Here is a 25852-nt window from a genome sequence, read left to right as displayed (position 1 = left end):
GGTTTGTATACTTAATTGGATAGAAATAGAAATTTAAGCGCGCATTTGTTGAATTTTCTACTTTTGGGCGATTAATTCGGCATTAAGTGCAAAGTCCATCCCCGTTCTGTTTCGTTGATTTTTACGGGTTATTGCAAGTCGGACACTTTACAAACGTGCCGTGTGCTGTTTTCATTGTCTCACGTTTTCAGGCTTGTGCGCCTGATTTGTATATAGTTTGTGAATTTTATAGCAAAATCTGTGTTCTTTTTATTCGTGATTGTATCGTTTCGCGACAATTTGGTTTTATTGTTTTGTATTTAAGTATTTCTAATTTGTGTTGAGCAGTTGAATTCATGGCATGCTGATGTGCTTTATTTTGAGTGGCAGTTTTTGCGTTTCCTAGCATCGCAATCGTTTGATTGTGCTTGCTTTTTGATTGTTTTCTGGTTTTGGCCGATATTTCAGTGAGGTTTTTCAATGTCTTTTGTAGGCAGACATGAGCAGGTTTTTCCGGTTTCTCTTGCGCAGGCAGGCTTGTGGGTCAAACAAAAGGTAGCTCCCGCCGATCTGAGCTTTGTCCTTGCTGAATCCATCGAAATTCACGGTCCCGTTCATCCAGGACTGTTCTGCCAGGCGTTGCGCCGCTTGTCAGATGATGTTGCTGTCACACGGTCTCGCATCAAGGAAATCGAAGGGCAGCCGCATCAGGTTGTCATGGCGGCCTATTGCGGCGTCTTTGACGTGATCGATTTCAGCGGTGCTGACAATCCTGGCGCAAGCGCCATGGACTGGATGCGCAAGCAGATGTCTAAGCCGCTCGATCTTGCCAATGACAATCTCTGGGGGTCTTCACTTTTGAAGCTCGGGGCCACAGAATGGGTCTGGTATCATTGGGCACATCATATCATCATGGATGGGTTTTCTGGCGGCTTGCTGGCCCGGCGGCTGGCCGATATTTATTCGGCGCTGGCCCAGGGCAACCAGCCGGAGCCCTATGATTGCGGTTCTCCGCAGGAATTGCTGGAGCTTGAGCGCACCTACCGCGATTCGGTGCATTTCCAGCGCGACAAGGCCTATTGGTCGGAGCAGATGAAGGGTCTGCCGGAGCCGGTGACCTTGATGAAGAAGAAAGGCGAGCCATCCGGTGGCCTGCTGCGCCATACGACGGTCATCGATCGCCAGACGGTCAAGGCGCTTGCTGAGATCAGCCGTGGCTTTGGCGCCAGCGTGCCACAGGCCTTGATTGCCCTGGTCGCGGCCTATTACGCCAAGGCGACCGACTGCGAAGAGCTGACCATGGTCACCATGGTGACGGCCCGGATCAGCCAGACGATGCGCCGCATTCCGGGCATGACTGCCAATGCGGTTCCTCTGCGGTTTTCGATCACGCCTGACCTGTCCTGGCGCGAATTGACCGGTCAGGTTTCCCAGCAGATGAGCCGGGCGCTGCGCTATCAGCGCTATCGCTATGAGGACATTCGCCGCGATCTCGGCATGGTCCGCCAGGATGCGCAGATTGCCTGGCTGGGCGTCAATATCGAGCCTTTCGACTACGATCTGCGCTTTGATGGACAGCCAACCACCGTGCACAACCTTTCGAACGGCACGATGACGGATTTCACCATCTTCGCCTATGACCGTGGTGACAATGGCGACCTGCGCATCGATTTTGATGCCAATCCGGCGCTCTATACGCTGGAAGAGCTTGCCGATCACGAGGCGCGGTTCACCCGCATGTTGAGAGAGATCCTCGTGACGCCTGAACAGCCCCTGCGCGATTTCAGCCTGCTGTCGAAGTGGGAGCGGCAGGAAATTCTCACCGACTGGAACGATACGTCCCATAAACTGCCGGATCAGACCTGGCCGGAACTGTTCCGGGCGCAGGCGGCACGCACGCCGGATGCGGTAGCGCTATCCTTTGGCGGTCGCCAGATGACCTATGGTGAGCTGGATGCCGCCTCCGATCATCTGGCTGGCTATCTGATGGAAAAGGGCGCGGTACCCGGTTCTCTGGTGGCTGTGGCTGTGCCGCGGTCTGAAAACATGGTTGTGGCGCTGCTGGCGGTGCTGAAAAGCGGTGCCGCCTATCTGCCGCTTGATCCGGCTGATCCAGCCTCGCGGGTGGCGATGATCCTGGAGGATGCGCAGCCAGCCTGCGTTATCACCACAGAGGAAGTGGCTGGCAACCTGCCTGATGCCACCGACAATCTGATCTTCCTCGACAAGCCCCTCGAGCGACAGGGACGCGATCTGCCGAAAGGGCCGTCGCTGAGCGACACGGCCTATATCATCTTCACATCCGGCTCGACCGGTCGGCCCAAGGGCGTGGAAATTCCGCATCGGGGCCTGATGAACTTCCTGTTGTCGATGCAGGATCTGTTGAAACTGGACAGTGAAGACCGTTTGCTGGCCGTGACGACGATCTCCTTCGATATTGCAGCCCTTGAGCTTTATCTGCCGTTGCTGGCAGGCGCGCGCACGGTGATCGCGCTCCGCTCGGAAGTGCGCGATCCGGCAGTGCTGCATGGGTTGATCCGCAGTGCGGGTATCACCATCATGCAGGCGACGCCGTCTTTGTGGCGGTCCTTGCTGGCCGATCATCATGAGGGACTGACGGGCTTGCGCAGCCTTGTCGGTGGCGAGGCTCTGCCTGCCGATCTCGCCCACAAGATGGCACGGCTCGGTCATCCCGTTCTCAATGTCTACGGACCGACGGAAACCACGATCTGGTCCACCAACATGCCGCTTTTGGGCAGCGATCTCGACAGTGCGCCAATTGGCCGGCCAATCTGGAACACCCGCGTTTATGTCCTCGATCGGCATTGCCAGCCAGTGCCGCCCGGCTTCATCGGTGAGCTGTATATCGGTGGTGCGGGCGTGGCGAAGGGCTACCTGAACCGCCCGGACCTGACGGCGGAAAAATTCATGGCTGATCCTTTCGCAGGCGAAGGCGAGCGGATCTACCGGACCGGCGACCTGGTGCGCTGGCGGCGCGATGGCGTGCTGGATTATCTCGGTCGCAACGACCACCAGATCAAGATTCGCGGCTTCCGGGTGGAGCCGGGCGAAATCGAGGCGGCGCTTTCCGCCCTGCCGCAGGTGCGTGAAGCGGTGGTTATTCTGCGCGATGATCCGGGCCGCGAAAAGCGACTGGTTGCTTATGTTGTCCCCAGAGAGGGTGCGGTAGGCGAGGGTGCCTCCTTGGATGCTGCTGATCTTTCGGAGCGGCTAGGCAAGGTTCTGCCCGTTCACATGATCCCGGCAGCCTATGTGGTGCTGGACGCTATTCCGTTGAACTCGAATGGCAAGACCGACCGGCACGCGCTGCCGGTACCGCAATGGACGGTAACGGAAGGCATAGCCCTGCCGGGGACCGATGCTGAAAAGCGGCTTGCCGCCTTGTGGTGTGAGATCCTCGGTCTGGAGCAGATCGGCATTCACGACAGTTTCTTCGTGCTCGGCGGCGATTCGCTGGCCGCAGCCGGAATGATTTCCGCCGTTCGCAGCCGGTTGAAAGGCGAAATTCCGCTTGGTGCGGTGTTCGAAACGCCCACCATTGCCGCCTTGGCCGTGCATTTGGATGAGGCAAGTGCGGGTTCACCGTTGATCGAGCCGGTGCTGGCCATCCGCGCCAAGGGCGAGCGCCCGCCGCTGTTCTGCATCCATCCGGTGCTGGGCCTGGGCTGGAGCTTCTTCTCGCTCGCACAACATTTGAGCGAGGATGTCCCGGTTTACGCCCTGCAATCGGACGGGTTGCATGACCTCGCTGCCCTGCCGCGCTCTATCGAGGACATGGCTGCGCTCTACGTGCAGAGAATTCGCAAGATCCAGCCGCAGGGGCCATATCATCTGCTGGGCTGGTCATTGGGCGGGCTGATTGCCCATGAAATGACCCGGCAATTGCAGGCAGAGGGCCAGGCTATTGCGTTCCTGGGCATGATGGACAGCTACCATTTCAAGCCTGCGGCCCAATTGCAGGACGATGCGACGCTGGCGCGGGCAGCTCTTGGGTTCCTCGGCTTCGACGAAAAGGCGGCAGGCGACAAGCCATCGCTGGCCGAGCTTGGCGATTTCGTGCTGAAAATGTTCGATACGGACAACCATGTCCTGCTGGAGCAGGTTCACCAGTTCGATCCGGATTTCGTCGAACGTGCCAAGGCGACCATCTTGCACAATCTGGAAATTGCCCAGCGCTTTACCCCGGGCAAGATCGATGCCGATGTGCATTTCTTCCGCGCCGAACCAAGTGCGGGCAGCGATGCGCTGAACACCATCCTTAACTATGATGCGGAAACCTGGTTGCCGCATGTGGAGGGCAGGGTTTACCTGCGCGACATGACCTGCAACCACCACGACATGCTGAATATCGAACCGGCATCCCATATCAGCGCCGTCGTTCAGGCAGAACTGCTGCGTGAATTCCTGGTCCTGCGGCGGCCACAGACTGAGGTCAAGATTGAGCGTGTGTCGCGGTTTGCCTAATCCGACAGGTTCCAGCATCGACAATTGAATTATCCGCCCCGCGCTATCGCGGGGCGGATAAAATAGCGAAATCAGGTTTGCTGATCTGCTCCAATGGGTTACTGCTATCGAGATGAGCGGCATATGTCCGTGGCTCTAAAGCCAATCGCGACTATACTGCTGGCCCACCTCGTTTGCGGATCTTGCCATGACCCAGCCATTCCTTCCCCTTGCCATCCGCCCGTTAACGCCTGAAGCCTTCGCTCCCTTCGGCGATGTCATCCAAGCTGACCCCGCCCGGATGCGGCTGATCAATGGCGGCACGACCGAGCGGTTTCATGCCTTGGCCAGCCCCGATGTGGTGGGTGAGAGCGCGCGCGTGGTCCTCAATATCTTTCGCGGCCAGCCGCGTCGCTTTCCCTATGAGATTGGCATGATGGAACGGCATCCGCTTGGCAGCCAGAGCTTTACGCCGCTGTCCGGCCGCCCGTTTCTGCTGGCGGTTTCGCTGGACGAGGGTGGCCGTCCGGGCGTGCCGCAGGTATTTCTGGCCGAGCCGCAGCAGGGGGTGAACTATCACCGCAATATCTGGCACCATCCTTTGATGGCAATCGGTGAGGTCAGTGATTTTCTGGTTGCGGATCGCGACGGGCCGGGAAACAATCTGGAAGAGTTCTTCTTCGACCAGCCCTATCTGATTCTGGAGCCACGCCCATGACCGGCCTGACCACCCATGTTCTCGATACCGCCTTGGGCCGCCCGGCGTCCGGCCTGCGCATCCAGTTGATGCGGATGAACGGCGAGGAGGCGGACCTGATCAAGACCGTGTTCACCAATGCCGACGGCCGGGTGGATGGTGGGCCAATCCTGGCTGGCGAGGAATTTCGCATCGGTCAGTACGAGCTGCTGTTTCATGCCGGTGACTATCTCAGGAGCCAGGGGGCGGAACTGACTGATCCGCCGTTTCTGGATGTTATCCCCATTCGTTTCGGCATTGCCGATCCGCAGGCGCATTACCATGTGCCGCTACTGCTTTCGCCCTACGGCTATTCCACCTATCGCGGGAGCTGAGATATGCGTTTTGCCGCCATCGCCGATATTCACGGCAATTGTCTGGCTCTGGAAGCGGTGCTGGCCGATATTGCCGCCCAGGGCATTGGCTATGACCATGTCGTCAATCTCGGCGATTGTTTTTCCGGGCCGCTGGAGGCGGGCCGCACCGGCGATCTGCTGCTGTTGCTGGATCTTGTCACCGTCAGGGGCAATCATGACCGCTACCTGATCGAGCAGGACAGGGCCGCGATGCATTCTTCCGATGCGGAGGCCTATGACCAGCTTTCGCCTCGGCATTTGCAATGGCTGCAACGCCTGCCCGTCACCGCGGTCTGGCGCGAGGAGGTGTTTCTCTGCCACGCCACGCCAAAAATCGACGATCTCTACTGGCTGGAAAGCGTCAGCCCCGAAGGCCTGGTGCATCTGAAAGCCCGCGCCGAGATTGAGGCACTGGCCGAGGGCGTCGGGCAGGAACTGATTCTCTGCGCCCATTCGCATCTGCCGCGTGCGGTGCGGCTAACCGATGGGCGGCTGATCGTCAATCCCGGCAGCGTCGGCTGCCCGGCCTATGATGACGACGTACCGTTTTATCATCGGGTGGAAGCTGGAACGCCGCTCGCCTCCTATGCCATTCTGCAAAAGGGTGAGGCAGGCTGGACGGTGACGTTCCGGCAGGTGCCTTATCGTCATCTCGAAATGGCGCGAATGGCGGCGGACAGGGGCCGGGACGATTGGGCAAGTGGGCTGGAAAGTGGCTGGCTCGCCTGACGGTCAGTGCAAAAATTAATCAGTTGCAACACTCTTTCCACGACCTTTTTGATCGGCGGCGCTGTATGGTAAGTGCGGGAAGAGGATGAATGAACCATCATGCGATTGCTGATCGTTGAAGACAATCATGAATTGGCCGATTGGCTGGCGAAGGCGCTGACGCAAGCGAATTACACCGTCGATGCCGCCCATGATGGCGAAGAGGCCGAGGATTTTTTGAACCTCGCCGATTATGCCGCTGTGATTCTCGATCTGTCCCTGCCGAAGATCGATGGAATGACCCTGCTGAAGCGCATCCGCCGCAGTGGCCGCAAAGTGCCGGTGATTATCCTGACCGCCAATGCCTCGCTGGACGGACGGGTGGCGGGGCTGGATTCCGGCGCTGACGATTATCTCGCCAAGCCCTTCGAAATGGCCGAACTGGAAGCCCGGCTGCGGGCGCTGATCCGGCGCGGCCATGATCTGGCCAGCCCGGAAATTGCCGTGGCTGATCTGGTGCTCAATAGCGCGACACGGCAGTTTTCCCTGAAGGGCGAGGTCTTGTCGCTGACGCCACGCGAACATTCGGTGCTGGAATATTTGATACTGAAGGCGGGCAGCACCGTGACCAAGGCGGCGCTGTCGCAAAGCGTGTTCGGCTTTGATGCCGAGACCGATCCGAGCGCCATTGAGATTTACGTGCACCGGGTGCGCAAGAAGCTGGAAGGCGGGGCGGTGCAGATCGCCACCCTGCGCGGCCTCGGCTATATGCTGCGGGCCGCGTGAGATGGGGAGCGTGATATGGGCGGGCGCGGCATGAATTTTGGTCGTGTCCGGCCCTTGCTGCGGCTGCGCCACAGCCTGAGGGCCCAGCTTCTGGCCTGGGTGATGGTGACGCTGGTCGGCGTGATCGGCTTCAATCTGTATTTTGGGCTGGTCATGGCCCGCAGCACTGCCAATCTGGTGACGGATAATATGCTGCTCGGCTCAGCACGAATGATTGCCGAGGCGGTGCGGGTCGATCAGGGCGGCAATGTCGAGGTGGATATTCCACCCGCAGCGCTGGAAATCTTCGATACCGGCTTTGGCGACCGGGTCTATTACCGGGTCACGACCGCCTGGGGCAATCTGGTGTCCGGCTATGCCGACCTGCAAACACCGGCCCATGAGCGCCAGGGCGAGGACATGGTGTTTCGCAATCTCAATGTCCGCGCCTTGATGCTGAACCATCCTGTGGTTGGGGTTGATTCCAGTGTAGGCACGGAGGGCGCTGGCGTTACGGTGACGGTGGCGGTGACGCGTTATAGCCAGCAGGCGATGCGCACCCATCTGTGGTTTTCGAATTTTAACGGGCAGGTTCTGCTGGTTTTGGTCGCCGGGTTGGTGACGGTGCTGGGGCTCCAGCGTGGGCTTGGCCCCGTCTTACGGCTGCGCGATGCGGTGCGCGCCCGCCGTCGTGACCAGTTGGAACCTTTTGATGAGACAATCGTCCATACCGAGCTTCGTCCGCTGGTGCGGGCGCTGAATGATTATATGAACCGCGTGCAGCGCCAGATGGCGGCGCAAAAACGCTTCGTTGCCAATGCCGCCCATCAATTGCGCACGCCGCTGACGTTGATTTCGACGCAGGCCAGCTTTGCCGCCCGCGAAACCGATCCGGCCCGGCGTGAAGAAGCACTGCACGCGCTGATCCGCAGCACACGGCAAGTCACCCGGCTGGCCGAACAGTTGCTGACCCTGACCCGCGCCGAACCTGGCAGCCGCGCGCCCCGCGCTGACCGCGTCGATATGGCCGACATCGCTAGACAAGTGCTGGAAGCCCAGGCGGAAGACGCATTGCGGCGCGGCATCGATCTCGGCCTGGAGGCGGAAGGGGCGGCCCCCGTCACCGGCGACGCCACCATGCTGCGCGAAATGGTCGTCAACCTGGTCGATAATGCTCTTCGCTACACGCCGTCCCCCGGCGTTGTGACGGTGACAGTGGAGACGCTTGCTGACACCGTGCAACTCACCGTCGAAGACAGCGGCCCCGGCATCGCCCCCGCAGAACACGAACAGGTCTTCGAACGCTTCTACCGCATCATCGGCACCCAACCCGAAGGCAGCGGCCTCGGCCTTGCCATCGTCCGCGAAGTGGTGGAGGGCGCAGGCGGCAAGGTCACGCTGGGGAGTGCTGCGGAGGGCGGATTGAAGGTGGTGGTGCGGTTGCCGAGGGCGGGGTGAGGTTCAAGCGGGGTGAGGGTCAAGGGGGTGGGCGGTTCAGCCAAAGCCGAAAAACACCACCAGCGAACGGGTCACGGACAGCATGGCGTCATCATCCAACCGACCGAAGGCGGGGCCAAGCCGCTCTCGCCTGATCGACATCGCTTTGTCCACCATGATCTGTGATGGTTTTTTCAAGCCATTGGCAGGCGACGGTTGCACCATCACCCGCAGCAGCGGCGCATCGACAAGGGTAGAGGAGATCAGCAACACGGTTGCGGTGCCGGTTTCAGAGAAAAAATCTGATTGAATGATGAGGGCAGGGCGCGGCTTACCAAAGTCGCCGGGCACGGCGACTTTTACAAGATCGCCCCGCTTCACTCGGGATACTCGTTATTGAGATCGATCAGAGCATCATCCATGAAAGCCAGAACATCACCATCAGTCCCATCGGCAGCCGCAACCGCCATGGATTGACGATGGCATTCCTCGATAAAACCAGGCCGACGCGTATCCGGCACCCAGATTTGCACAGGTCGCAATCCCGCAGCACGCAAGGCATCGCGCCGTTTTTGTACACGGTGATTGACGGGTGTCGGCAATGGGGGCTCCTTTCGTTACATGTAACGTATGGGATTATGGGTGTTTGTGAATTGGAGCGGCTTCAATAAACCAGCCGCGATCATTCGCCATGCGTTCGACTATTCTCATCCCAATGGCAATTCGTAGCTCTGCTTCAGTGTTTCCATTGGCACGTCCGTTTTCACGCTGAGGACGCTTGGTATTCGGGTGAGGTGGTCGGCCTGGAAGCGCCAATAGCTGTGTAGATCGGCGGTGGCGATGCGCAGAATGGCGTCGCATTCGCCTGTCGTCAGATAGCATTCGATAACTTCCGGAAATTTCCTGATCGCCTCGGCAAATTGCAGGGTGAGCTGCGCGTCCTGTGTCTTGAACCACACCCGCGCAAACACAGTCAGCCCGGCGCCAACCTTTGCCGGGTTTAGCACCGCAACATAGCGGTCGATAATGCCTGCCTCTTCCAGCAGTCGCACGCGCCGCAGGCAGGGAGAAGGAGACAGCCCGACCTGCTGGGCCAGATCGACATTGGAAATACGTCCGTTTTTTTGAAGTGCCCGCAAAATGCGGCGATCTATATCGTCCAAAGTGTAAGGCATTTTCTATCTTTCAATCGTATAATATTAAAATTATATGCCAATATATGGGATTATGATAGCCTTTTCGCAACCTCATTGCGCAGAGATTGACCTATTCTTTCAGTTATCAATCTGGAGACTAGAACGATGGCAAGGGAAATCAAAAAACTGGTACTGGCTTATTCCGGCGGCCTGGATACGTCCGTGGTCCTGAAGTGGTTGCAGGAGACCTATGGCTGCGAGATCATCACCTTTACCGCTGATCTTGGGCAGGGCGAAGAGCTTGAACCGGCGCGTCAGAATGCGCAAAGGCTGGGCATTGAGGATATTCGCATTGATGATCTTCGAGAAGAATTCGTTCGCGATTTCGTCTTCCCGATGATGCGCGCCAATGCGCTCTATGAAGGCCAGTATCTTCTGGGCAGTTCGATTGCCCGACCTTTGATCGCCAAACATCTCATCAGCATTGCTCAGGACGTTGGGGCCGATGCCATTGCCCATGGTGCGACTGGCAAGGGCAATGATCAGGTCCGGTTCGAACTGGCCGCCAATGCGCTTGATCCGTCAATCAGTGTCATCGCTCCTTGGCGCATTTGGAGTATCCAGTCACGCACGCAGTTGATTGAATACGCACAGACGCATCAGATCACGATCCCTCACGACAAGCTCGGAGAAGCGCCTTTCTCCACCGATGCGAACCTGCTGCACACCTCTACCGAAGGCAAGGCTTTGGAAGATCCGTCCGTGGTTGCTCCCGCTCATGTCTATCAGCGGACGGTTGATCCTATTCATGCTCCCGATGTGCCTGACATCATCACAATCGGCTTTGAAAAGGGTGATGCCATCTCTCTAAACGGCGAGAATTTATCTCCAGCCGCCTTACTGACGAAATTAAACAGTTTGGGTGGGCGGCATGGAATTGGAAGGCTCGATCTTGTTGAAAATCGCTTCATCGGCATGAAATCCCGTGGGATATACGAGACGCCGGGCGGTACCATCTTGCTTGCTGCGCATCGCGGTATCGAGTCCATTACCCTCGACCGGGCAGCAGCGCATTTGAAGGATGAGATCATGCCCCGGTATGCCGAACTGGTTTACAATGGCTTCTGGTTTGCGCCGGAACGGGAGATGTTGCAGGCCTTGATCGACCGAAGCCAGGATTATGTTGCCGGGGAGGTGACAGTGAGCCTCTACAAAGGTCAGGCGCGTGTCATCGCCCGCACGTCACCCTATTCCCTCTATTCGATGGATCTGGTGACCTTTGAAGAGGGATCGGGCAGCTACGATCACCATGATGCCGAAGGCTTTATCCGGTTGAACGGACTACGCTTGAAAAGTTGGGGTGCGCGCAACAGAAGCGTTATGCGGTCGAAATGAGGTTTGCGCCAATCGCAGGTGTATCCTGTGGTGAAAGATCGCGTCTTCTTCCGTCACCCTTGGGCTTGTCCCAAGGGTCTGCTACCGCCAGCCCATGGTTGACTCTACAGGATACCCCACTGTGGTTAGATGCCCGGCACAGGGCCGAGCATGACGAAGAGGCGCAATGACGCGTTATCAAAATATCAAAAACCGCCCGCAACTTACGTCGCGAGCGGCTTGCCGGGAGGAGTATTTGCTTCCGTCAACTCACCTCAATGCGTGTCGAGGCTCTGCTGCGGGCGCCATTTGGCCAGGCGGTTTTCGATCAGCGTCATCACATATTCGGCGGCGAGTGTGATGATCATGACGAGGACGATGGCGGCGAACATGCCAGCGGCGTCGAAGGTGCCTTTGGCAATCGAGATCAACTGGCCGATGCCGTAGCGGGCGCCGACGAATTCGCCGACGATGGCACCGATGATAGCAAAGCCGAAGGAGACGTGCAGGCTGGCGAAGATCCAGCTCATCGCTGAGGGCACGATCACCGCCTTGGTCACCTGCCAGTCGCTGGCACCGAGAATGCGGGCATTGGCAATCATGTCCTGGTCGGCTTCGCGCACGCCCTGGAAGGCGTTGGCGAATACCACGAAGAACACCATGATGAAGGCCAGCGCCACCTTGGAGGCAAGGCCGAGGCCCATGATCATGATGAAGATTGGCGCCAAAACCACGCGGGGGATAGAGTTGATCGCCTTGATATAGACGGAGAAAATGTCCGACAGCAGCTTGTTGCGACCAAGGCCGATACCGACCACCACACCGGCAATCGAGCCGGAGAAGAAGCCGATCAGCGCCTCTTCCATGGTAATGCCGAGATTGTACCAGAGCGACCCTTCCGTGGTGCCATTGACGGCCCAGTCATAGATCCGCTCCACCACCGCATAGGGGCTGGCATAGAAGAACGGGTCGATCCAGGTCTGGTCGGAAGCCACCTGCCAGAGTGTCAGCACGCCAACCAGAATGGCGATTTGCCAGAACAGCACGATCTGCTTGCGGCGCTTGACGGATTTGAGGGCGGCGGCCTCGATTTCCTTGTCGGACGTGCCGGCGCGAAAGGTGGCCGCAGGTGTGGCCGGGCTTTGCATGCTAATGTCTGCCATAATTCTATCCTCCTCAGGCGGCTTCGCTGGCGCGGCGGTAGCTGGTTTCCACTTCCTGGCGCATGTCTTCCCAGATCGTCTTGCAATATTCGACAAATTCCGGCTCGTAGCGGATCTCGGAGACAACACGCGGGCGCGGCAGCGCGATGGGGTAGACGGATTTCACCGTGGCCGGACCGGCGGTCAGCACATAGACCTTGTCGGCCAGCGCTACGGCTTCTTCCAGATCGTGGGTGACGAAAATCACCGAGGCCTTGCGCTCGGCCCACAGCTTCAGCAATTCCTCATGCATCACGGTGCGGGTCTGAACGTCCAGCGCCGAGAACGGCTCGTCCATCAGCAGGATTTCCGGCTCGTTGATGAAGGTCTGGGCCAAGGCCACGCGCTTCCTCATGCCGCCCGAAAGCTGGTGGGGATAGTGATGCAGGAACTTGCCAAGGCCGACGCGGGCCAGCCAGTCTTTCGCCAGCTTTTCTGCTTCGGTTTTGGATTTGCCGCGAAACAGCGGACCGGCCATGACATTGTCGATGACATTCTTCCACGGAAACAGCGCATCCTTCTGAAAGGCGAAGCCGACGCGTGGGTCGATGCCGTTGACCGGGCCGCCCATCAACCGCACTTCGCCAGCGCTGGGCTTGGCAAGGCCGGTGACGAGGTTAAGCGTGGTGGATTTGCCGCAGCCGGTCGGGCCGACGACGGCGACGAATTCGCCGCGCTCCACCGCCATGTTGAAATCTTTCAGCGCGGTCAGCGTCTTGCCGGTGGGGGAGACGAAACGGCGCGTCACATTAATGAGTTCGATAGCCGGGGTCCGGCTCTGATCTTTGGCCATGGGACATCCTTCCGGCGAGCGTCAGGCCCGCAGAGTGTGGTCGTTAAAGGAGAGGAAAGGGCCGCCCGGCCAAGTGACTGGCGGCCCTGAAAATCAGAACTTGGCGTTCTTGACGAATTCGGTCGTATAGGTCTTGGACAGGTCGATCTTCTTGCCCTTGACGTTCTTGGAAAACTCCGAGAGCACGGCCAGAACCGTCGGCGGGCCATCTTCCGGCATCACGCCATCGGGGGTGAACATGCCCTTGCCAGCCTCGAGAGCCTTGATATAGCCCTCCTTATCGCCAACGTAGAAATCCTTCGGCATTTTTTCAGCGATTTCGGCAGCCGAATGGGTGTTGATGAATTTCAGCGTCTTGACGAAGGCGTTAGCAAGCTTCTGCACGTCTTCCTTATGTTCCTTGACCCAGGCGGTTTCCATGTAGAGCGAGGCGGCCGGATAGGTGCCGCCCAGTGCTTCGCGGGTCTTGTCCACGGTGCGCAGATCGACCAGAATCGAGGCTTCGCCGGTCTTCACCATGCGCGAAATCGTCGGTTCGGTGGTCATGCCGCCCTGGATGCTGGCCTGCTGCATGGCGGCAATGAACGTGCCGCCCGCTCCGACCGGAATGGTGACAATCTCGCCGGGCTTCAACCCGGCCTTGGAGGCCATGTAGAGGGTGAGGAAATTGGTGGAGGAGCCAAGCCCGGTCACACCCAGCGTCTTGCCCTTGAAATCGGCAAAGTTCTTGATTTCAGGGTTCTTGGTTGAAACCAGCTGGACTTCGCCCGGTGCCTGGCTGAATTGTACGACGGATTCGACGAACTTGCCCTTGGCTTGCAGATCGACGCAATGGTCGTAGAAACCGACCACGCCGTGCACAGCACCGGCCAGAAGCTGGTTTTCGGCATCGACGCCAGCCGCTTCGTTCAGCAGCTCGACATCAAGGCCTTCTTCCTTGAAATAGCCAAGGCTCTCGGTCAGTTTGGCGGGCAGATAGATCTGCTTTTCAAAACCGCCGACCATGATGGTGATCTTTTCGGCAGCCTGCGACAGCGCGGTGCTGGCCGTCAGGCTGGCGGCAGCGACTGCGCACAGCGAAAGTGCGCGGAAAAATTGGCGTGTGGAACGCATGGATATTATCCTCCTCTGGGTCAGTCCCGTGGCGCGCTCCCCGGCGCGTCTCCTCCACGGGATGGTGGAGCGTTTGTAGCAGCGCTAGCTTTCAGTCAGCTTTCAGAGGGCGAAAAAACAACGGATTGTTAAATCCGCGGTTTCGACGCCACGCCCGCCACATAGGTTTCCACCACCACCCGGTCATCGCCGAGCGTCTGCATCAGGAACAGTTCTTCGGTCAGCGAGGTCACGGCTTCCATTTTCAGCGCCATGGCCGGGGTGGCATGGGCATTGAGCACCACCAGATCGGCCTCGGTGCCGGGGTCTAGCGTGCCGATCTTGTCGGAGAGTGACAGGGCCTCAGCATTGCCCAGCGTCATATGGTAGAAACTGTCCAGCGGGTTCAGCCGTTCGCCCAGCAATTGCTGGATCTTGTAGGCCTCATCAAGGGTGCGCAGCATGGAATAGCTGGTGCCGCCGCCGATATCGGTAGCAAGGGCAACGCGCACCGGCATGTCCCGGCGCTGGATGGCTTTCAGCGGAAACAGGCCGGAGCCAAGGAACAGGTTTGACGTTGGGCAATGCACCGCGACAGAGCCTGACTCTGCGAGAGCATCGGCTTCACGCTCCGAAAGATGGATGGCGTGACCGAACAGGGTCTTACACCCGAGCAGGCCGTAGCGGGCATAGATATCCGTATAGTCGGATGACTCAGGGTAAAGGCTGGAGGTGAAATCTATTTCCTCGCGGTTCTCGGAGAGATGCGTCTGGATATGCAGATCCGGGAATTCATGGGCCAGCGCCCGGGTCCGTTCCATCTGCTCCGGTGTGGAGGTGATGGCAAAGCGTGGGGTGATGGCGACGAGGTTGCGGCCGCGTCCGTGCCAGCTTTCAATCAGCTCCTTGGTCTCGTCATAGCCGCTTTGCGGCGTGTCCAGCAGGCCTTGTGGGGCATTGCGGTCCATCATAACCTTGCCGGCGATCATCCGTGTACCGCGCCTTGCGCTCTCGGCAAAGAAGGCATCCGCCGAGGTTTTGTGGACCGAGCAATAGGCCACCGCCGTTGTTGTACCCTGACGCAGAAATTCATCGAAGAAATGCGTGGCGATCCGCGCCGCGTGAGCGGTTTCAACGAAGCGGCACTCCTCAGGGAAGGTATAGGTGTTCAGCCATTCCAGCAGGTTGGCGGCATAGGAGCCGATCACCTGCATTTGCGGAAAATGCACATGGCAATCGATAAAACCGGGCAGAATCAGATGCGGGCGATGGTCGATCTCCAAGGTCTGCGCGTCGGCCTCTGCCTTGACACTGTCATAGGCGCCGGAGGCGAGGATCAGGCCGTTTTCCACCAGGACTGCGCCATCGCTTTCAAAGAGGTAGCTGTCGGTATCGGTGATGTCGCGGGGCTGGCTGCGGAAGGAAAGCAGGCGTCCACGGATCAGGGTCTTTGTCATTACGGGCTTTTGCCTTTCACAGCACTTTCATACCAGGCGACCAGCAGGGCGCGTTCCTGAGGCGTGACCTCGGAAACATTGCCGGGCGGCATGGCGTGGCTTCGTCCGGCCTGGATATAGATCTCCCGGGCATGCGCCGCAATCTCGGCATCGGTTTCGAATTTGACGTTCTTGGGCGCAAATGTCAGCCCGTCCCAGACCGGCTCCGCCGCATGGCACATGGAACAGCGCGCCTGGACAATATCGCGGGCGCTGCCAAAATGCGCATCCGCCATGAATTGCTGCTGCATGGGAGACAGGGCGGCATGCTCGCCAGTATCAGGTTTCTGCACGGTGGACAGCCACATGATGATGATGAAGATCACCGTGGTCAGCATCCAGGTCCAGATCGGGCGGCCTTTGCGGGCATGGGTGGTGTTGAACCAGTGGCGAATGGTGACGCCCATCAGGAAGACCAGCGCTGCGATAATCCAATTATAGGCGGTGGCGAAGGCCAGCGGATAATGGTTGGACAGCATGAAAAACACGACGGGAAGCGTCAGGTAGTTGTTGTGCAGCGAGCGTTGCTTGGCAATCATGCCGTATTTCGGATCGGGCTTACGCCCCGCAATCAGATCGGCCACCACGACGCGCTGGTTGGGCATGATGATGAAGAACACATTGGCGGTCATGATCGTCGCGGTAAACGCGCCCAGATGCAAGAAGGCGGCACGCCCGGTAAACACCTGCGTATAGCCCCAGGCCATGGCAATCAACAGGATATAGAGCAGGATCATCAGGCCCCAGGTATTCTTGCCGATCGGGGATTTGCACAACAGGTCGTAACAGATCCAGCCGATGGCAAGCGAAGCCATCGACAGGCCGATGGCCTGCGGCTGGGTGAGGTCGAGCACGCTGCGGTCGATCAAAAACAGATCAGCCCCGCCGTAATAGACCACGCAGAGCATGGCAAAACCGGAGAGCCACGTGGCATAGCTTTCCCATTTGAACCAGGTCAGGTGCTGCGGCATCGAGGCGGGTGCCACCAGATATTTCTGCACGTGGTAAAACCCGCCGCCATGCACCTGCCATTCCTCGCCATAGACGCCCTCCGGCATGCCGGGGCGTTTGACGAGACCGAGATCCAGCGCGATGAAATAGAAGGAAGAGCCGATCCAGGCGATGGCGGTGACGACATGCAGCCAGCGGACCGCAAAAGCCAGCCATTCCCAGGCGATGGCGAATTCATACATGGTTGACCTCTTTGACTCTCCCGACCAGAGACATTGCAAAATACTGGCGGCCAAGGGAAGGGCGTGTTGTGGGGAATGCGTAAAAAATTGTGCATGCGCATGTTTTAGGCAGATTGGGTAGGGATCAGGACGTATGGACACCGTTCCGTTCGAAGGGCGGCAGGCTTGCGATCAGCCATTGGTGAAAGGCTTTGACCTTCGGCATGGTCCGGCGCGATGGCGGGTAGACCAGCCAGTAGATCTGCTCATCCCCCAACAGCAGCTCGAAGGGCTGGATCAGGCGGCCGGATGCGAGTTCTTCCTCGACATAGAAGGGGCTGAGAATGGCGACGCCATGTCCGGCCATAGCTGCACCGGCTTGAAGGTCGAGGGCGCCCTGCGCGTCGAGGCCGATAGAGGCTGGCAGGGGAGATGCAATGCCAGCGCTGTGAAACCAGTCCGCCCACCAATCCTCACAACTGCTCACGCGCGGCAGTTTGAGGAGATCTGCGGGTTCGCGGATGCCGCCAATGCTGTCGGCCAGCGCCGGACTGAGCATGGGGGCATAATCCAGCTTCAAAATCGGATGGCAGATCAATCCGGCTACCGGCTCCTTGCCGATATGAATGCCGACATCGCCGCCGTCACGGGCAAAATCCCGCTGCTTCTCATCGCTTCGCAGCAGGCGCACGGCAATACCCGGATGCTGGAGTTGAAAGCTGCCGAGATGGCGCGCCAGCCAATGGGAGGCGAAGGTTGGCGTGGAGTGAATTTCCAGAACTTCGCTCGCCTCATGCCTTGCCAGTGCCACGGCCTCGCGCAGCAGCTCGAAGCCTTCCCGCGTTTTCGGCAGCAGCCGCTCCCCCGCCTCGGTCAGGCTGATTTGCCTTGACGTTCGTAGGAACAGCAGCGTGCCGAGATTATCCTCCAGCAACTTGATCTGGTAGCTCACCGCCGTCTGCGTCATGCCCAGTTCTTCGGCGGCGCGGGTAAAGCCATTGTGGCGGGCGACGGCCTCGAACACGCGCAGGGCATTGACGGGGAACTGTTTCGACAATTTCATCAGATAAGCTCTCTTTATGGATGAGCATCGTAATCCGATTGGATTGTTGAGGCAATTGCCGCCAATATCCACATATCAAGCCGGGTGTGGCTGCTGAATGTATGCCTCTGCCCGCCCGGTCTCACACATCAATAGATTTTGGGGAGCCGCGGAGCATTATGCCATCTGCGAAAGCATTGTCATGCCTCATTGAGAGGTTTTTTAGCACGATGATGAGCGGTCTTTCTGGTCCGAAAATCAGTCGTCGAAGCCAAGATCTGCCAGAGGATCTGAGGCGGGATGTCGGCCTTGACGATAGGGTGCCGGAGCAGGTTGCCGATGGCGTCTGGTTGCCTAACAGTAGGCTTAGGCATTTGCTGCAAGGCGTTCTTCGTTGATCAATCCTGCCTGCGTCAACCCGGCAATCATCTCGCCCAAATGGTGGCGGTAATGGGTGGTCTTTTTATCGACGCCGCTATAGAGCCCCTGGCGGACTTGGGCGCTGCTGAGTGTCATCACCGCGCGTTCAGCCTTGTGGAAATCGAGGCAGTTTGCGTCCCAGGGCAGGCCGCAAAAATCCAGGAGGCGGCGGGTTTCAGATTCCTGGTCGAGCGTCAGTTGCTCATAGCCCAGCTCCAGCACGTCGCCTGGAAACAGGGATTGCCAATGGGCGCAGAGCCGCCGCTGGGCGGCGATATAGTGGGCGGTCTCGGTCTGGTCGTAGCTATATTGCATGCCGTCGCTGGGAAAATAGCTGGAATAAAGCGCAAAGCCGCTGGCCAGCGGATCGCGCTTCATAATGACGATCCTGGCGTCAGGAAACATCAGCTTGATAAAGCCAACCCAGAGGAAATTGACCGGCATCTTATCGACGACACGGGCGTTTCCTGCTTTTTCGCGGACCGGGACGATATAGCGCCGGGCCGCATCGGCCAGGGCCTTAGACGTCACGCTATCGGGGCCGCGCAATGTCTGGCGGTCTGGCTCGAAGAAGGCGTCGGTAATCGCATAGCTCAGCGTTTCCAACTCACCGGCGCCGTACACATCGGCGTGGCTGGCAAGGATCTGTTCGGTCAGGCTGGTGCCGGAGCGCGGCAGGCCAACCACGAAGATCGGCCGTTCCGGCTGGAGATATCCCGCCTTGGCGATGCTGTCTTGCGTTGAGCGGATGAAGTCGGGGGTGAACCGAGCTTCCAATGCCTGCATGAGGTCAAGATCCTGATCGATGGTATAGGCCGTGAATTGCCGCCGCCGTTCACGGTTGGCGTCTTCGAGATAGCTGAAGGCGTCGTCATATCGGCTGATATCGTTCAGCGCCTTGTAAAGCGCGAAGCCGAGTTTCAGCCGCCGGGCAGGTTCCTCTGCCAGCGTTGCATGCAGGGCCTGCATGGCGGCGATATCGGGATCGTCTGGCCGGGCGCGGCTCAACATGCCCAGCAGCAGATAGCTATCGACATGGGTGGGATCGAGGTCCAGTACCTTGCGATAGGCGGCTTTTGCCTCATCCATCCGCCCGACGCCCTGCAACGCCTGTCCCAGGTAAAAATGGGCTGTGATGTCGCCGGGATGGGCGCTTACCGCCCGCTCAGCCAACGCAAGTCCCTGCTCGAAATCACCTGCAATCAGGCTGCGGAAACTTTTGTCACTCAGCGCGACCAAATGGTTCGGGTCGTGGTTGAGGAGAAGATCGTAGGCCTCATTGGCCTCCTGATGGCGGCCAGCCTGTTTCAGGCAATGGGCAAGGGCGCTGTAGAGCGTGGCATTCGGGCCGCCTGCTGCTATCGCGGCCTGATAATGGGCGATTGCGTCCGGCCAGCGCCCGTTGATCTGGGCCAGATCGGCAAGCCGGCTATGGGCGGATGGGTCGGCGTGGATCAATAGAACCGCTTGTAGAAGCTCTGTTGCCCCGGCATGGTCGTGAAGGCGGATCGAAATCTCGGCCAGATCGCGTGCGGCCTTGCAGGCCATCTGTTGCAGATCCTCGGCCTTGCGGCGGTCTTCTGGCGGCAATTTGGCCAGATCGGCTGGCTTATACTGGCGCGCCATAGCCAGCAGCGGTTCCAGTTTCTGGCGCTGGGCCTGTAGCTTTTCCAGGGCGCTCATCGTGTCGGTTCTTTCATTGCCATCATCACGCTTGAATGGCAGAGCATCCCTGCGTGAGGCTGGTTTACAGCAGGCGGTTGACCAGTTCGGCGGCGACCAGCGCGGCGATGACAGGCGGGCGCTTGTCCTTGATGGTGCTTGCGCCGATTGGCAGAATCAGACGCGCCAGGCTGGCCGGATCACCGCCTTCTCGCGCCAGCCAATGGGCAAACGTGGCGCGTTTGGTGGCAGAGCCGATCATGCCGATATAGGCGAGATCGTCGCGGGCCAAGGCTTCGCGGGCAATCAGGAAATCCAGCGCATGGTCATGGGTGACGATGACCACAGCACCGCCAGGGGCGATTTGCGCCACATGGCTTTCCGGCATGGCCGTGCGGTCAAGCGGAATACCGGTTGGCACCTCGCCATCGATTGCGTCGCGTGCGTCGATCAGCCGGGTGCGAAACGGCAGCGGCGCCAAGGCGGCGGCCAGCGCCAACCCAACATGGCCTGCGCCAAAAACGAAGACCTGGGGCCCGGCCCGGCGTGCCTGATCCTCGCCAGCCAGTAGAGCCTGCTGGCGGTCCGGCGTCATCAGGGCAAGCGTCAGCGTCACCCGCCCACCGCAGCATTGGCCGATTTCCGGGCCAAGCGGCACGCTCAGCACCGCTTCATCTTCGCCTCCTGCCAGCATGGTGCGGGCTTTTTCAATTGCCAGATATTCCAGCTGCCCGCCGCCGATGGTGCCGAATACGCTGTCGCGCGCCACCACCATCAGAGCACCCACGTCGCGTGGGGTCGAGCCTTTGGCTTCGGTGACAGTCACCGCCACACAGTCTGCATGACGCGCGAGGAAGGCGGCAAGCACTGCGCCGGAAAGATCAGTCACGCGCGCTGTGCCTCCTTCAAACGTTCCACCGCCATCAATACCCGCTCCGGCGTGGCGGGTGTATCGAGGCGCGCGCAGAACCGGTAATCGGCCACGCTGGCCGCTGCCATGGAGATTGCCTCCAGCACCGAATTGGCCAGCATGAAGGGCGGTTCGCCGACTGCCTTGGAACGGCCAATGGTGAGTTCGGTATTTTCCGCCCAGTCCGCCAGCTTGACGTTGAAAATCTTCGGCCGGTCGGAGGCGAGCGGGATCTTGTAGGTGGAGGGCGCGTGGGTGCGCAGCCGCCCCTTGCCGTCCCACCACAATTCCTCCGTGGTCAGCCAGCCCATGCCCTGCACGAAACCGCCTTCGATCTGGCCGATATCGATAGCCGGATTGAGCGATTTGCCGACATCGTGGAGAATATCGGTACGGTCAACAAGATATTCGCCGGTCAGCGTATCGATTGAGACCTCGGTGCAGGACGCGCCATAGGCATAGTAATAGAACGGCGTGCCGCGCCCGGTCTCGCGGTTCCAGTGGATTTTCGGTGTCTTGTAGAAACCAGCTGCGGAAAGCTGGACGCGGGCAAAATAGGCCTGACGGATGAAATCGGGGAACGCAATCTCTTCACCGCCAACCCTGACCCGATTGGGCAGGAACACCACTTCGGCCTGCGACACGCCCCATTTTTCCGCGGCAAACGCCACCAGCCGCTCCTTGATCTGGCGCACGGCATCATAGGCGGCCATGCCGTTCAGGTCCGAGCCGGAAGAGGCAGCGGTGGCCGAGGTATTCGGCACCTTGCCCGTCGTGGTGGCGGTGATCTTCACCTTGTCGATATCAACCTGGAAGCCATCGGCAATCACCTGGGCCACCTTGGTATAGAGACCCTGGCCCATTTCGGTGCCGCCATGGTTAAGATGGATGGAGCCGTCCTGATAGACATGCACCAGCGCGCCGGCCTGGTTGAAGGCGGTCATGGTGAAGGAGATACCGAACTTGACCGGGGTCAGCGCAATGCCTTTTTTGATCACCGAACTGGTCTTGTTGAAGTCGAGGATCGCGGCGCGCCGTGCCTGATAATCGCAGGAGGTTTCCAGCTCCTCGACCACGCGGGCGATGATATTGTCGGTGACCTGCTGGTGATAGGGCGTCAGGTCGCGGCCAGAGCCGGTCTCGCCGTAGAAATTGGCCTTGCGAACCTCAAGCGGGTCTTTGCGCAAGGCGTAGGCGATTTCCTCGATCACCCGTTCGGCCCCCAGCATGCCCTGGGGGCCACCGAAGCCGCGATAGGCGGTGTTGGAGACCGTGTGGGTTTTCAGCGGTTGAGAGGTCAGCTTCACATGCGGGTAGAAATAGCTGCTATCGGCGTGAAACAGCGCCCGGTCGGTGACGGGGCCGGAAAGATCCGAGGAATAGCCGCAGCGGGCGGCGAAGTTTGCTTCTATGGCGTGGATACGGCCATCACCATCGAAGGCAACGTCGAAATCCATTTTAAAATCATGGCGTTTGCCGGTAACGCTCATGTCTTCGTCGCGGTCCGGACGAAACTTCACAGCCCGGTTGAGCTTCTTGGCGGCCAAGGCCGCCAGTGCCGCAAACTGATTGCCCTGGGTTTCCTTGCCACCGAAGCCGCCGCCCATGCGCCGCACATTGACCGTGATCGCATGCGATGAAATATCCAGCACATGGCCAACGATATGCTGGATTTCCGACGGATGCTGGGTCGATGACCAGACGGTGACATCATCGTCTTCGCCGGGAATGGCCAGCGCGATATGGCTTTCCAGATAGAAATGCTCCTGTCCGCCGATCCGCATCGCGCCTTGCAGCCGGTGCTCGGCCTTGTCCAGCTCGCTTTCCGGCGTGCCGCGCTTCAGCACCATGCCTGGGGTGACGAGCGGCGCGCCATTTTCTAGTGCTGAATCGATATCGGTCCAGAAGGGCAGGTCGCGGTATTCTATTTTGGCGAGCCGTGCTGCCTTGCGGGCCGCGTCGCGGGTCTCGGCAATTACCGCAAAAACGGTCTGGCCGTGAAACTCCACCCTGTCGGTGGCGATCAACGGCTCGTCATGGCGTCCACCGGAGGAGACATCGTTGGTGCCGGGAATGTCGCTGGCCGTCAGCACCGCGACGACGCCGGGATAGGTCTGAACACCGGACAGATCGATGGAGAGAATGTCGGCATGGGCGCGATCCGCCATGCCGAGCGCGCCGTGCAACAGGCCTGCGGGTTCTGGAATATCGTCGATATATTCGGCACTTCCAGCCACATGCTTATGGGCTGAATCATGGCGCAGCGATTGATGCATCGGACCCTGGATGGTGGCAGTGGTGGTGAAAAGGGCCTTATCCATGGGGTTGGTTCCTTGCATCCGTGGCAACATAATATGGCTTCGCCCCCCTCATCCCCCTGCCGGGACCTTCTCCCCGCCGGGGAGAAGAGACGAGTGGTGATGCCTTGCTCCAAGTGAAATGCCGCACTTGCCGTGTTCGAAAAGGTTGCGATATCAACGAGGCGCTGGCAGCTCGCGTCTTCTCCCCGGCGGGGAGAAGGTGGCGGCAGCCGGATGAGGGGGGCGAAGCCAATTGCCAGATGTTCATACCCATCAAACCCTCTCCACCGCAAAGCGTTCCAGTTCTTGCTTCTCGCCGGATGTTTCCAAAAGGAACCGCGTCAGCAGGTTTTTCGCCGTCAATTGCCGGTAATCGGCGCTGGCCCGCCAGTCGGAGAGCGGCTGATAATCTGCATCAAAGGCGGCGCGGGCAGCCTCGATGCTCTCCCGGCTCCAGACTTTCCCCATCATAGCCGCTTCCACAGCACGCGCCCGTTTCGGCGTTCCGGCCATGCCGCCAAAGGCGATGCGCAGGGTGGTGACGCTGCCTTTACTGTCTTTTTCGAGATAAAAGGCCCCACAAAGCGCTGAAATATCCTCGTCGCGGCGCTTGGAGATCTTGTAGATGGCAAAATCGGTTCCGGCCTTGGGGCGGGGCAGAAAAATGCTCTCGACAAATTCGCCCGACTGCCGGTCTTGGCGGCCGTATTCAATGAAAAAATCTTCCAGCAGCAAGGTTCGCGTTCCCGAAGCCGAGCGCAGGGTCACCGTCGCGCCAAGCGCGATCAGCGCCGGAGGCGTGTCGCCAATCGGCGAACCATTGGCGATATTGCCGCCAATCGTGCCCATATTGCGCACCTGCTGGCCGCCGATCCGCTCGATCAACCGGCCAAAGGCGGGAATTTCCGCCCGAAGACAGTCGAAGGCGGCGCTGTAGCTGACGCCAGCACCAAGGGTGATGCCGCTCTCATCGACCGTGATCGCCTGCAAGGCTTCCAGATGGTTGATGAACACCACGGGGCTTAACGTCCGCATCTGCTTCGTCACCCACAGACCGACATCGGTTGCACCTGCAACAATCGTCGCCTTGGGGTGAGCCGCCAGCACATTGGCCAGCGCCTCGACGCTGTTGGGGACGATCAGGCTGCGGCCATCATCTCCTTCAAGGGTAATGGTATCGGTGCTGGTCATGGCGTCCAGCGTGGCGATGATCTGCTCCCGTTCCCGTGCCAAAGGATCGAACAGCGCTGAAGGCCTTGTCCGGCCCATCTGTTCGGCAGCTTTGACAATGGGTTCATAGCCGGTGCAACGACAGAGATTGCCTTGCAAGGCCCGCTCGATTTCGGCCCGGCTAGGCGCTTCGCTGGTTAGCCACAGGCCGTAGAGCGACATGACGAAGCCGGGGGTGCAGAAACCGCATTGCGAGCCATGGCAATCCACCATGGCCTGCTGCACCGGATGCAAAGTGCCATCCGTGGCGGCCAGATGCTCGACCGTCACCACATGGGTGGCGTTGAGCGAGCCGATGAAGCGGATGCAGGCATTGACCGCCTCATAGTGCAGCGCGCCCTTCACCAGCCGCCCGACCAATACCGTGCAGGCCCCGCAATCGCCTTCCGCGCAGCCTTCCTTTGACCCGGTCAGCCGCTTTGCCAGACGCAGATAATCCAGCAGCGTGCCGGTCGGGTCGGCGCTATCAAGCGTCACGGGCTGGTCGTTGAGCAGAAAGCGGATGCGGTTGGTCATGATGGCCCTTTGAGCGATGCGTTGGAAAGATTACTGCGCCGTCCAGCCGCCGTCGATGGATAGGCTGGTGCCGGTGATCTGCTTTGCCGCATCGCTGGCAAGATAGAGTGTCATGGCGGCAATGTCCTCGACGGTGACGAATTCCTTGGTGGCCTGCAAATGCAGCATCACATCCTTGACCTCGCTCTCGGCAATGCCGCGCGCCTTGGCGGTATCGGGAATCTGCTTTTCCACCAGCGGCGTCAGCACATAGCCGGGGCAGATGGCGTTGACGGTAATGCCGCTTTGCGCCACTTCCAGCGCCACCGACTTGGTCATGCCGAGAATGCCGTGCTTGGCGGTGACATAGGCGGATTTGAACGGCGAGGCGACCAGGCCATGGGCCGAGGCGATATTGATGATCCGCCCATATTTTTTCGCCTTCATCGCCGGGATGGCGGCGCGCATGGTGTGGAAGGCGCTGGACATGTTGATAGCGATGATCTGGTCCCATTTGTCGATGGGAAATTCCTCGACGGGAGCGACATGCTGAATGCCCGCATTGTTGACGAGAACATCGATGCCGCCGAATTCGGCGATGGCGGTTTCCACCAGTTCGGCGATTTCCTTGGGCTTGGTCATGTCGGCGGGGTGGTAGAGCGCCTTGCCGCCGCCCGCTTCCAATTCCTTGCGGATCGATTCGATTTCACCAAGCGGGCCAAAGCCGTTGATCAGCACATTGGCGCCTTCAGCCGCAAAGGCGCGGGCGATGCCAAGCCCGATGCCGCTGGTGGAACCGGTGATAACGACAGTCCTGGTCATGGCGTAACTCCCTGTGCGATGATTTTTTTGGTCTGGCCTATTGGCGAAGCGGGCGGTTGCGCCGCAACAAAGCTAAACCTATGCCCAAACCCCTGTCCTATGCAATTGTCCTGTGTCATCACATGGAGATGAAAACCAACAACAGATGGGGATGAGGAAACACAGCCTTTACGCCTTCGTTTGTTTTTCATTTTCGGTTTTGACTTGGCATAAAACTTTCGTATCTTGATATAAGCGAAAGAAAGCGAAAACTCTGGGAGG

General features: G+C 59.2%; 22 protein-coding genes. 7 read left to right on the top strand and 15 right to left on the bottom strand.

Translation table 11 applies throughout. The features are described from left to right. Nucleotides 1-226: 226 nt before the first annotated feature. Nucleotides 227-460, bottom strand: coding sequence for a hypothetical protein (locus AVI_RS31815; RefSeq protein WP_417883035.1), 234 nt, complete (start codon nucleotides 458-460; stop codon nucleotides 227-229). Here AVI_RS31815 and AVI_RS13175 point away from each other — a divergent pair. The 6 genes from AVI_RS13175 to AVI_RS13150 all read left to right on the top strand — a co-directional run bounded on the left by AVI_RS13175 (nucleotide 460) and on the right by AVI_RS13150 (nucleotide 8466). Next, nucleotides 460-4464 (top strand): non-ribosomal peptide synthetase, encoded by a 4005-nt coding sequence (locus AVI_RS13175; RefSeq protein ID WP_015916814.1) that lies wholly within the window; start codon nucleotides 460-462, stop codon nucleotides 4462-4464. The genes AVI_RS31815 and AVI_RS13175 overlap by 1 nt on opposite strands. 187 nt (nucleotides 4465-4651) lie before the next feature. After that, the gene (locus tag AVI_RS13170; RefSeq protein ID WP_015916813.1) at nucleotides 4652-5161 is read left to right on the top strand and encodes an ureidoglycolate lyase; all 510 of its coding nucleotides are present in this window, start codon (nucleotides 4652-4654) and stop codon (nucleotides 5159-5161) included. After that, the gene (gene uraH, locus AVI_RS13165; RefSeq protein ID WP_015916812.1) at nucleotides 5158-5514 is read left to right on the top strand and encodes a hydroxyisourate hydrolase; all 357 of its coding nucleotides are present in this window, start codon (nucleotides 5158-5160) and stop codon (nucleotides 5512-5514) included. Before AVI_RS13170 ends, uraH begins: the two co-directional genes overlap by 4 nt. 3 nt (nucleotides 5515-5517) lie before the next feature. Next, nucleotides 5518-6264: a metallophosphoesterase family protein gene (locus tag AVI_RS13160; RefSeq protein ID WP_015916811.1), complete on the top strand. Its 747-nt coding sequence runs from the start codon at nucleotides 5518-5520 to the stop codon at nucleotides 6262-6264. Between the two features lie 99 nt (nucleotides 6265-6363). Beyond that, entirely contained in the window at nucleotides 6364-7029 is a 666-nt protein-coding gene (locus AVI_RS13155) for a response regulator (protein ID WP_015916810.1), read from the top strand. Nucleotides 7030-7059: 30 nt separating this feature from the next. Beyond that, nucleotides 7060-8466: a sensor histidine kinase gene (locus AVI_RS13150; RefSeq protein ID WP_041698153.1), complete on the top strand. Its 1407-nt coding sequence runs from the start codon at nucleotides 7060-7062 to the stop codon at nucleotides 8464-8466. A 36-nt stretch (nucleotides 8467-8502) separates the two neighbouring features. On the opposite strand, the gene AVI_RS13145 is transcribed toward AVI_RS13150, so the two are convergent. From AVI_RS13145 to AVI_RS13135, 3 genes are all read right to left on the bottom strand, one after another. Then, nucleotides 8503-8826 carry a type II toxin-antitoxin system PemK/MazF family toxin gene (locus AVI_RS13145; protein WP_015916808.1) on the bottom strand — a complete coding sequence of 108 codons (324 nt, stop codon included), beginning with the start codon at nucleotides 8824-8826 and terminating at the stop codon, nucleotides 8503-8505. Continuing rightward, nucleotides 8823-9047 carry an antitoxin MazE family protein gene (locus AVI_RS13140; protein WP_015916807.1) on the bottom strand — a complete coding sequence of 75 codons (225 nt, stop codon included), beginning with the start codon at nucleotides 9045-9047 and terminating at the stop codon, nucleotides 8823-8825. The genes AVI_RS13145 and AVI_RS13140 overlap by 4 nt, the downstream gene beginning before the upstream one ends. Nucleotides 9048-9152: 105 nt before the next feature. After that, nucleotides 9153-9620, bottom strand: coding sequence for an Lrp/AsnC family transcriptional regulator (locus tag AVI_RS13135; RefSeq protein ID WP_015916806.1), 468 nt, complete (start codon nucleotides 9618-9620; stop codon nucleotides 9153-9155). A gap of 126 nt (nucleotides 9621-9746) precedes the next feature. On the opposite strand from AVI_RS13135, the gene AVI_RS13130 reads away from it, so the two are divergent. Next, nucleotides 9747-10976 carry an argininosuccinate synthase gene (locus tag AVI_RS13130; protein WP_015916805.1) on the top strand — a complete coding sequence of 410 codons (1230 nt, stop codon included), beginning with the start codon at nucleotides 9747-9749 and terminating at the stop codon, nucleotides 10974-10976. Between the two features lie 254 nt (nucleotides 10977-11230). Here AVI_RS13130 and AVI_RS13125 read toward each other — a convergent pair whose 3' ends face one another. The 11 genes from AVI_RS13125 to AVI_RS13075 all read right to left on the bottom strand — a co-directional run bounded on the left by AVI_RS13125 (nucleotide 11231) and on the right by AVI_RS13075 (nucleotide 25591). Next, nucleotides 11231-12118: an ABC transporter permease gene (locus AVI_RS13125; RefSeq protein WP_015916804.1), complete on the bottom strand. Its 888-nt coding sequence runs from the start codon at nucleotides 12116-12118 to the stop codon at nucleotides 11231-11233. Between the two features lie 13 nt (nucleotides 12119-12131). Continuing rightward, on the bottom strand, nucleotides 12132-12950 hold the full coding sequence (locus tag AVI_RS13120) for an ABC transporter ATP-binding protein (RefSeq protein WP_015916803.1): 819 nt from the start codon (nucleotides 12948-12950) through the stop codon (nucleotides 12132-12134). A 93-nt stretch (nucleotides 12951-13043) separates the two neighbouring features. Next, nucleotides 13044-14063, bottom strand: coding sequence for an ABC transporter substrate-binding protein (locus AVI_RS13115; protein ID WP_041696942.1), 1020 nt, complete (start codon nucleotides 14061-14063; stop codon nucleotides 13044-13046). Nucleotides 14064-14191: 128 nt separating this feature from the next. Beyond that, entirely contained in the window at nucleotides 14192-15499 is a 1308-nt protein-coding gene (guaD, locus tag AVI_RS13110; protein ID WP_015916801.1) for a guanine deaminase, read from the bottom strand. After that, nucleotides 15499-16731, bottom strand: a complete 1233-nt coding sequence (puuD, locus tag AVI_RS13105) for a urate hydroxylase PuuD (RefSeq protein WP_015916800.1) — start codon at nucleotides 16729-16731, stop codon at nucleotides 15499-15501. The genes guaD and puuD overlap by 1 nt, the downstream gene beginning before the upstream one ends. Before the next feature lie 124 nt (nucleotides 16732-16855). Further along, nucleotides 16856-17773 carry a LysR substrate-binding domain-containing protein gene (locus AVI_RS13100; protein ID WP_015916799.1) on the bottom strand — a complete coding sequence of 306 codons (918 nt, stop codon included), beginning with the start codon at nucleotides 17771-17773 and terminating at the stop codon, nucleotides 16856-16858. 345 nt (nucleotides 17774-18118) lie between these two features. Continuing rightward, the gene (locus AVI_RS13095; protein WP_015916798.1) at nucleotides 18119-19855 is read right to left on the bottom strand and encodes a tetratricopeptide repeat-containing sulfotransferase family protein; all 1737 of its coding nucleotides are present in this window, start codon (nucleotides 19853-19855) and stop codon (nucleotides 18119-18121) included. A gap of 64 nt (nucleotides 19856-19919) precedes the next feature. Further along, nucleotides 19920-20723 (bottom strand): xanthine dehydrogenase accessory protein XdhC, encoded by an 804-nt coding sequence (xdhC, locus tag AVI_RS13090; RefSeq protein ID WP_015916797.1) that lies wholly within the window; start codon nucleotides 20721-20723, stop codon nucleotides 19920-19922. Further along, nucleotides 20720-23065 (bottom strand): xanthine dehydrogenase molybdopterin binding subunit, encoded by a 2346-nt coding sequence (gene xdhB / locus AVI_RS13085; RefSeq protein WP_015916796.1) that lies wholly within the window; start codon nucleotides 23063-23065, stop codon nucleotides 20720-20722. Before xdhB ends, xdhC begins: the two co-directional genes overlap by 4 nt. Before the next feature lie 252 nt (nucleotides 23066-23317). Further along, nucleotides 23318-24790, bottom strand: coding sequence for a xanthine dehydrogenase small subunit (xdhA, locus tag AVI_RS13080; protein ID WP_015916795.1), 1473 nt, complete (start codon nucleotides 24788-24790; stop codon nucleotides 23318-23320). Nucleotides 24791-24820: 30 nt separating this feature from the next. Then, nucleotides 24821-25591 (bottom strand): 3-hydroxybutyrate dehydrogenase, encoded by a 771-nt coding sequence (locus AVI_RS13075; RefSeq protein WP_015916794.1) that lies wholly within the window; start codon nucleotides 25589-25591, stop codon nucleotides 24821-24823. Between the last annotated feature and the right edge of the window lie 261 nt (nucleotides 25592-25852).

This window comes from Allorhizobium ampelinum S4 (assembly GCF_000016285.1).
Lineage (GTDB): Bacteria > Pseudomonadota > Alphaproteobacteria > Rhizobiales > Rhizobiaceae > Allorhizobium > Allorhizobium ampelinum.
The sequence above is the reverse complement of the archived record's forward strand: the minus strand, read 5'-3'. Positions and strand labels throughout refer to the sequence as shown.

Bases quoted from the DNA above. Each gene is read 5' to 3' on its own strand.
- AVI_RS13175 (WP_015916814.1), top strand. From the start codon at position 460: ATGTCTTTTGTAGGCAGACATGAGCAGGTTTTTCCGGTTTCTCTTGCG.
- AVI_RS13170 (WP_015916813.1), top strand. From the start codon at position 4,652: ATGACCCAGCCATTCCTTCCCCTTGCCATCCGCCCGTTAACGCCTGAA.
- uraH (WP_015916812.1), top strand. From the start codon at position 5,158: ATGACCGGCCTGACCACCCATGTTCTCGATACCGCCTTGGGCCGCCCG.
- AVI_RS13160 (WP_015916811.1), top strand. From the start codon at position 5,518: ATGCGTTTTGCCGCCATCGCCGATATTCACGGCAATTGTCTGGCTCTG.
- AVI_RS13155 (WP_015916810.1), top strand. From the start codon at position 6,364: ATGCGATTGCTGATCGTTGAAGACAATCATGAATTGGCCGATTGGCTG.
- AVI_RS13150 (WP_041698153.1), top strand. From the start codon at position 7,060: ATGAATTTTGGTCGTGTCCGGCCCTTGCTGCGGCTGCGCCACAGCCTG.
- AVI_RS13135 (WP_015916806.1), bottom strand. From the start codon at position 9,620: ATGCCTTACACTTTGGACGATATAGATCGCCGCATTTTGCGGGCACTT.
- AVI_RS13130 (WP_015916805.1), top strand. From the start codon at position 9,747: ATGGCAAGGGAAATCAAAAAACTGGTACTGGCTTATTCCGGCGGCCTG.
- AVI_RS13125 (WP_015916804.1), bottom strand. From the start codon at position 12,118: ATGGCAGACATTAGCATGCAAAGCCCGGCCACACCTGCGGCCACCTTT.
- AVI_RS13120 (WP_015916803.1), bottom strand. From the start codon at position 12,950: ATGGCCAAAGATCAGAGCCGGACCCCGGCTATCGAACTCATTAATGTG.
- AVI_RS13115 (WP_041696942.1), bottom strand. From the start codon at position 14,063: ATGCGTTCCACACGCCAATTTTTCCGCGCACTTTCGCTGTGCGCAGTC.
- guaD (WP_015916801.1), bottom strand. From the start codon at position 15,499: ATGACAAAGACCCTGATCCGTGGACGCCTGCTTTCCTTCCGCAGCCAG.
- puuD (WP_015916800.1), bottom strand. From the start codon at position 16,731: ATGTATGAATTCGCCATCGCCTGGGAATGGCTGGCTTTTGCGGTCCGC.
- AVI_RS13100 (WP_015916799.1), bottom strand. From the start codon at position 17,773: ATGAAATTGTCGAAACAGTTCCCCGTCAATGCCCTGCGCGTGTTCGAG.
- AVI_RS13095 (WP_015916798.1), bottom strand. From the start codon at position 19,855: ATGAGCGCCCTGGAAAAGCTACAGGCCCAGCGCCAGAAACTGGAACCG.
- xdhB (WP_015916796.1), bottom strand. From the start codon at position 23,065: ATGGATAAGGCCCTTTTCACCACCACTGCCACCATCCAGGGTCCGATG.
- xdhA (WP_015916795.1), bottom strand. From the start codon at position 24,790: ATGACCAACCGCATCCGCTTTCTGCTCAACGACCAGCCCGTGACGCTT.
- AVI_RS13075 (WP_015916794.1), bottom strand. From the start codon at position 25,591: ATGACCAGGACTGTCGTTATCACCGGTTCCACCAGCGGCATCGGGCTT.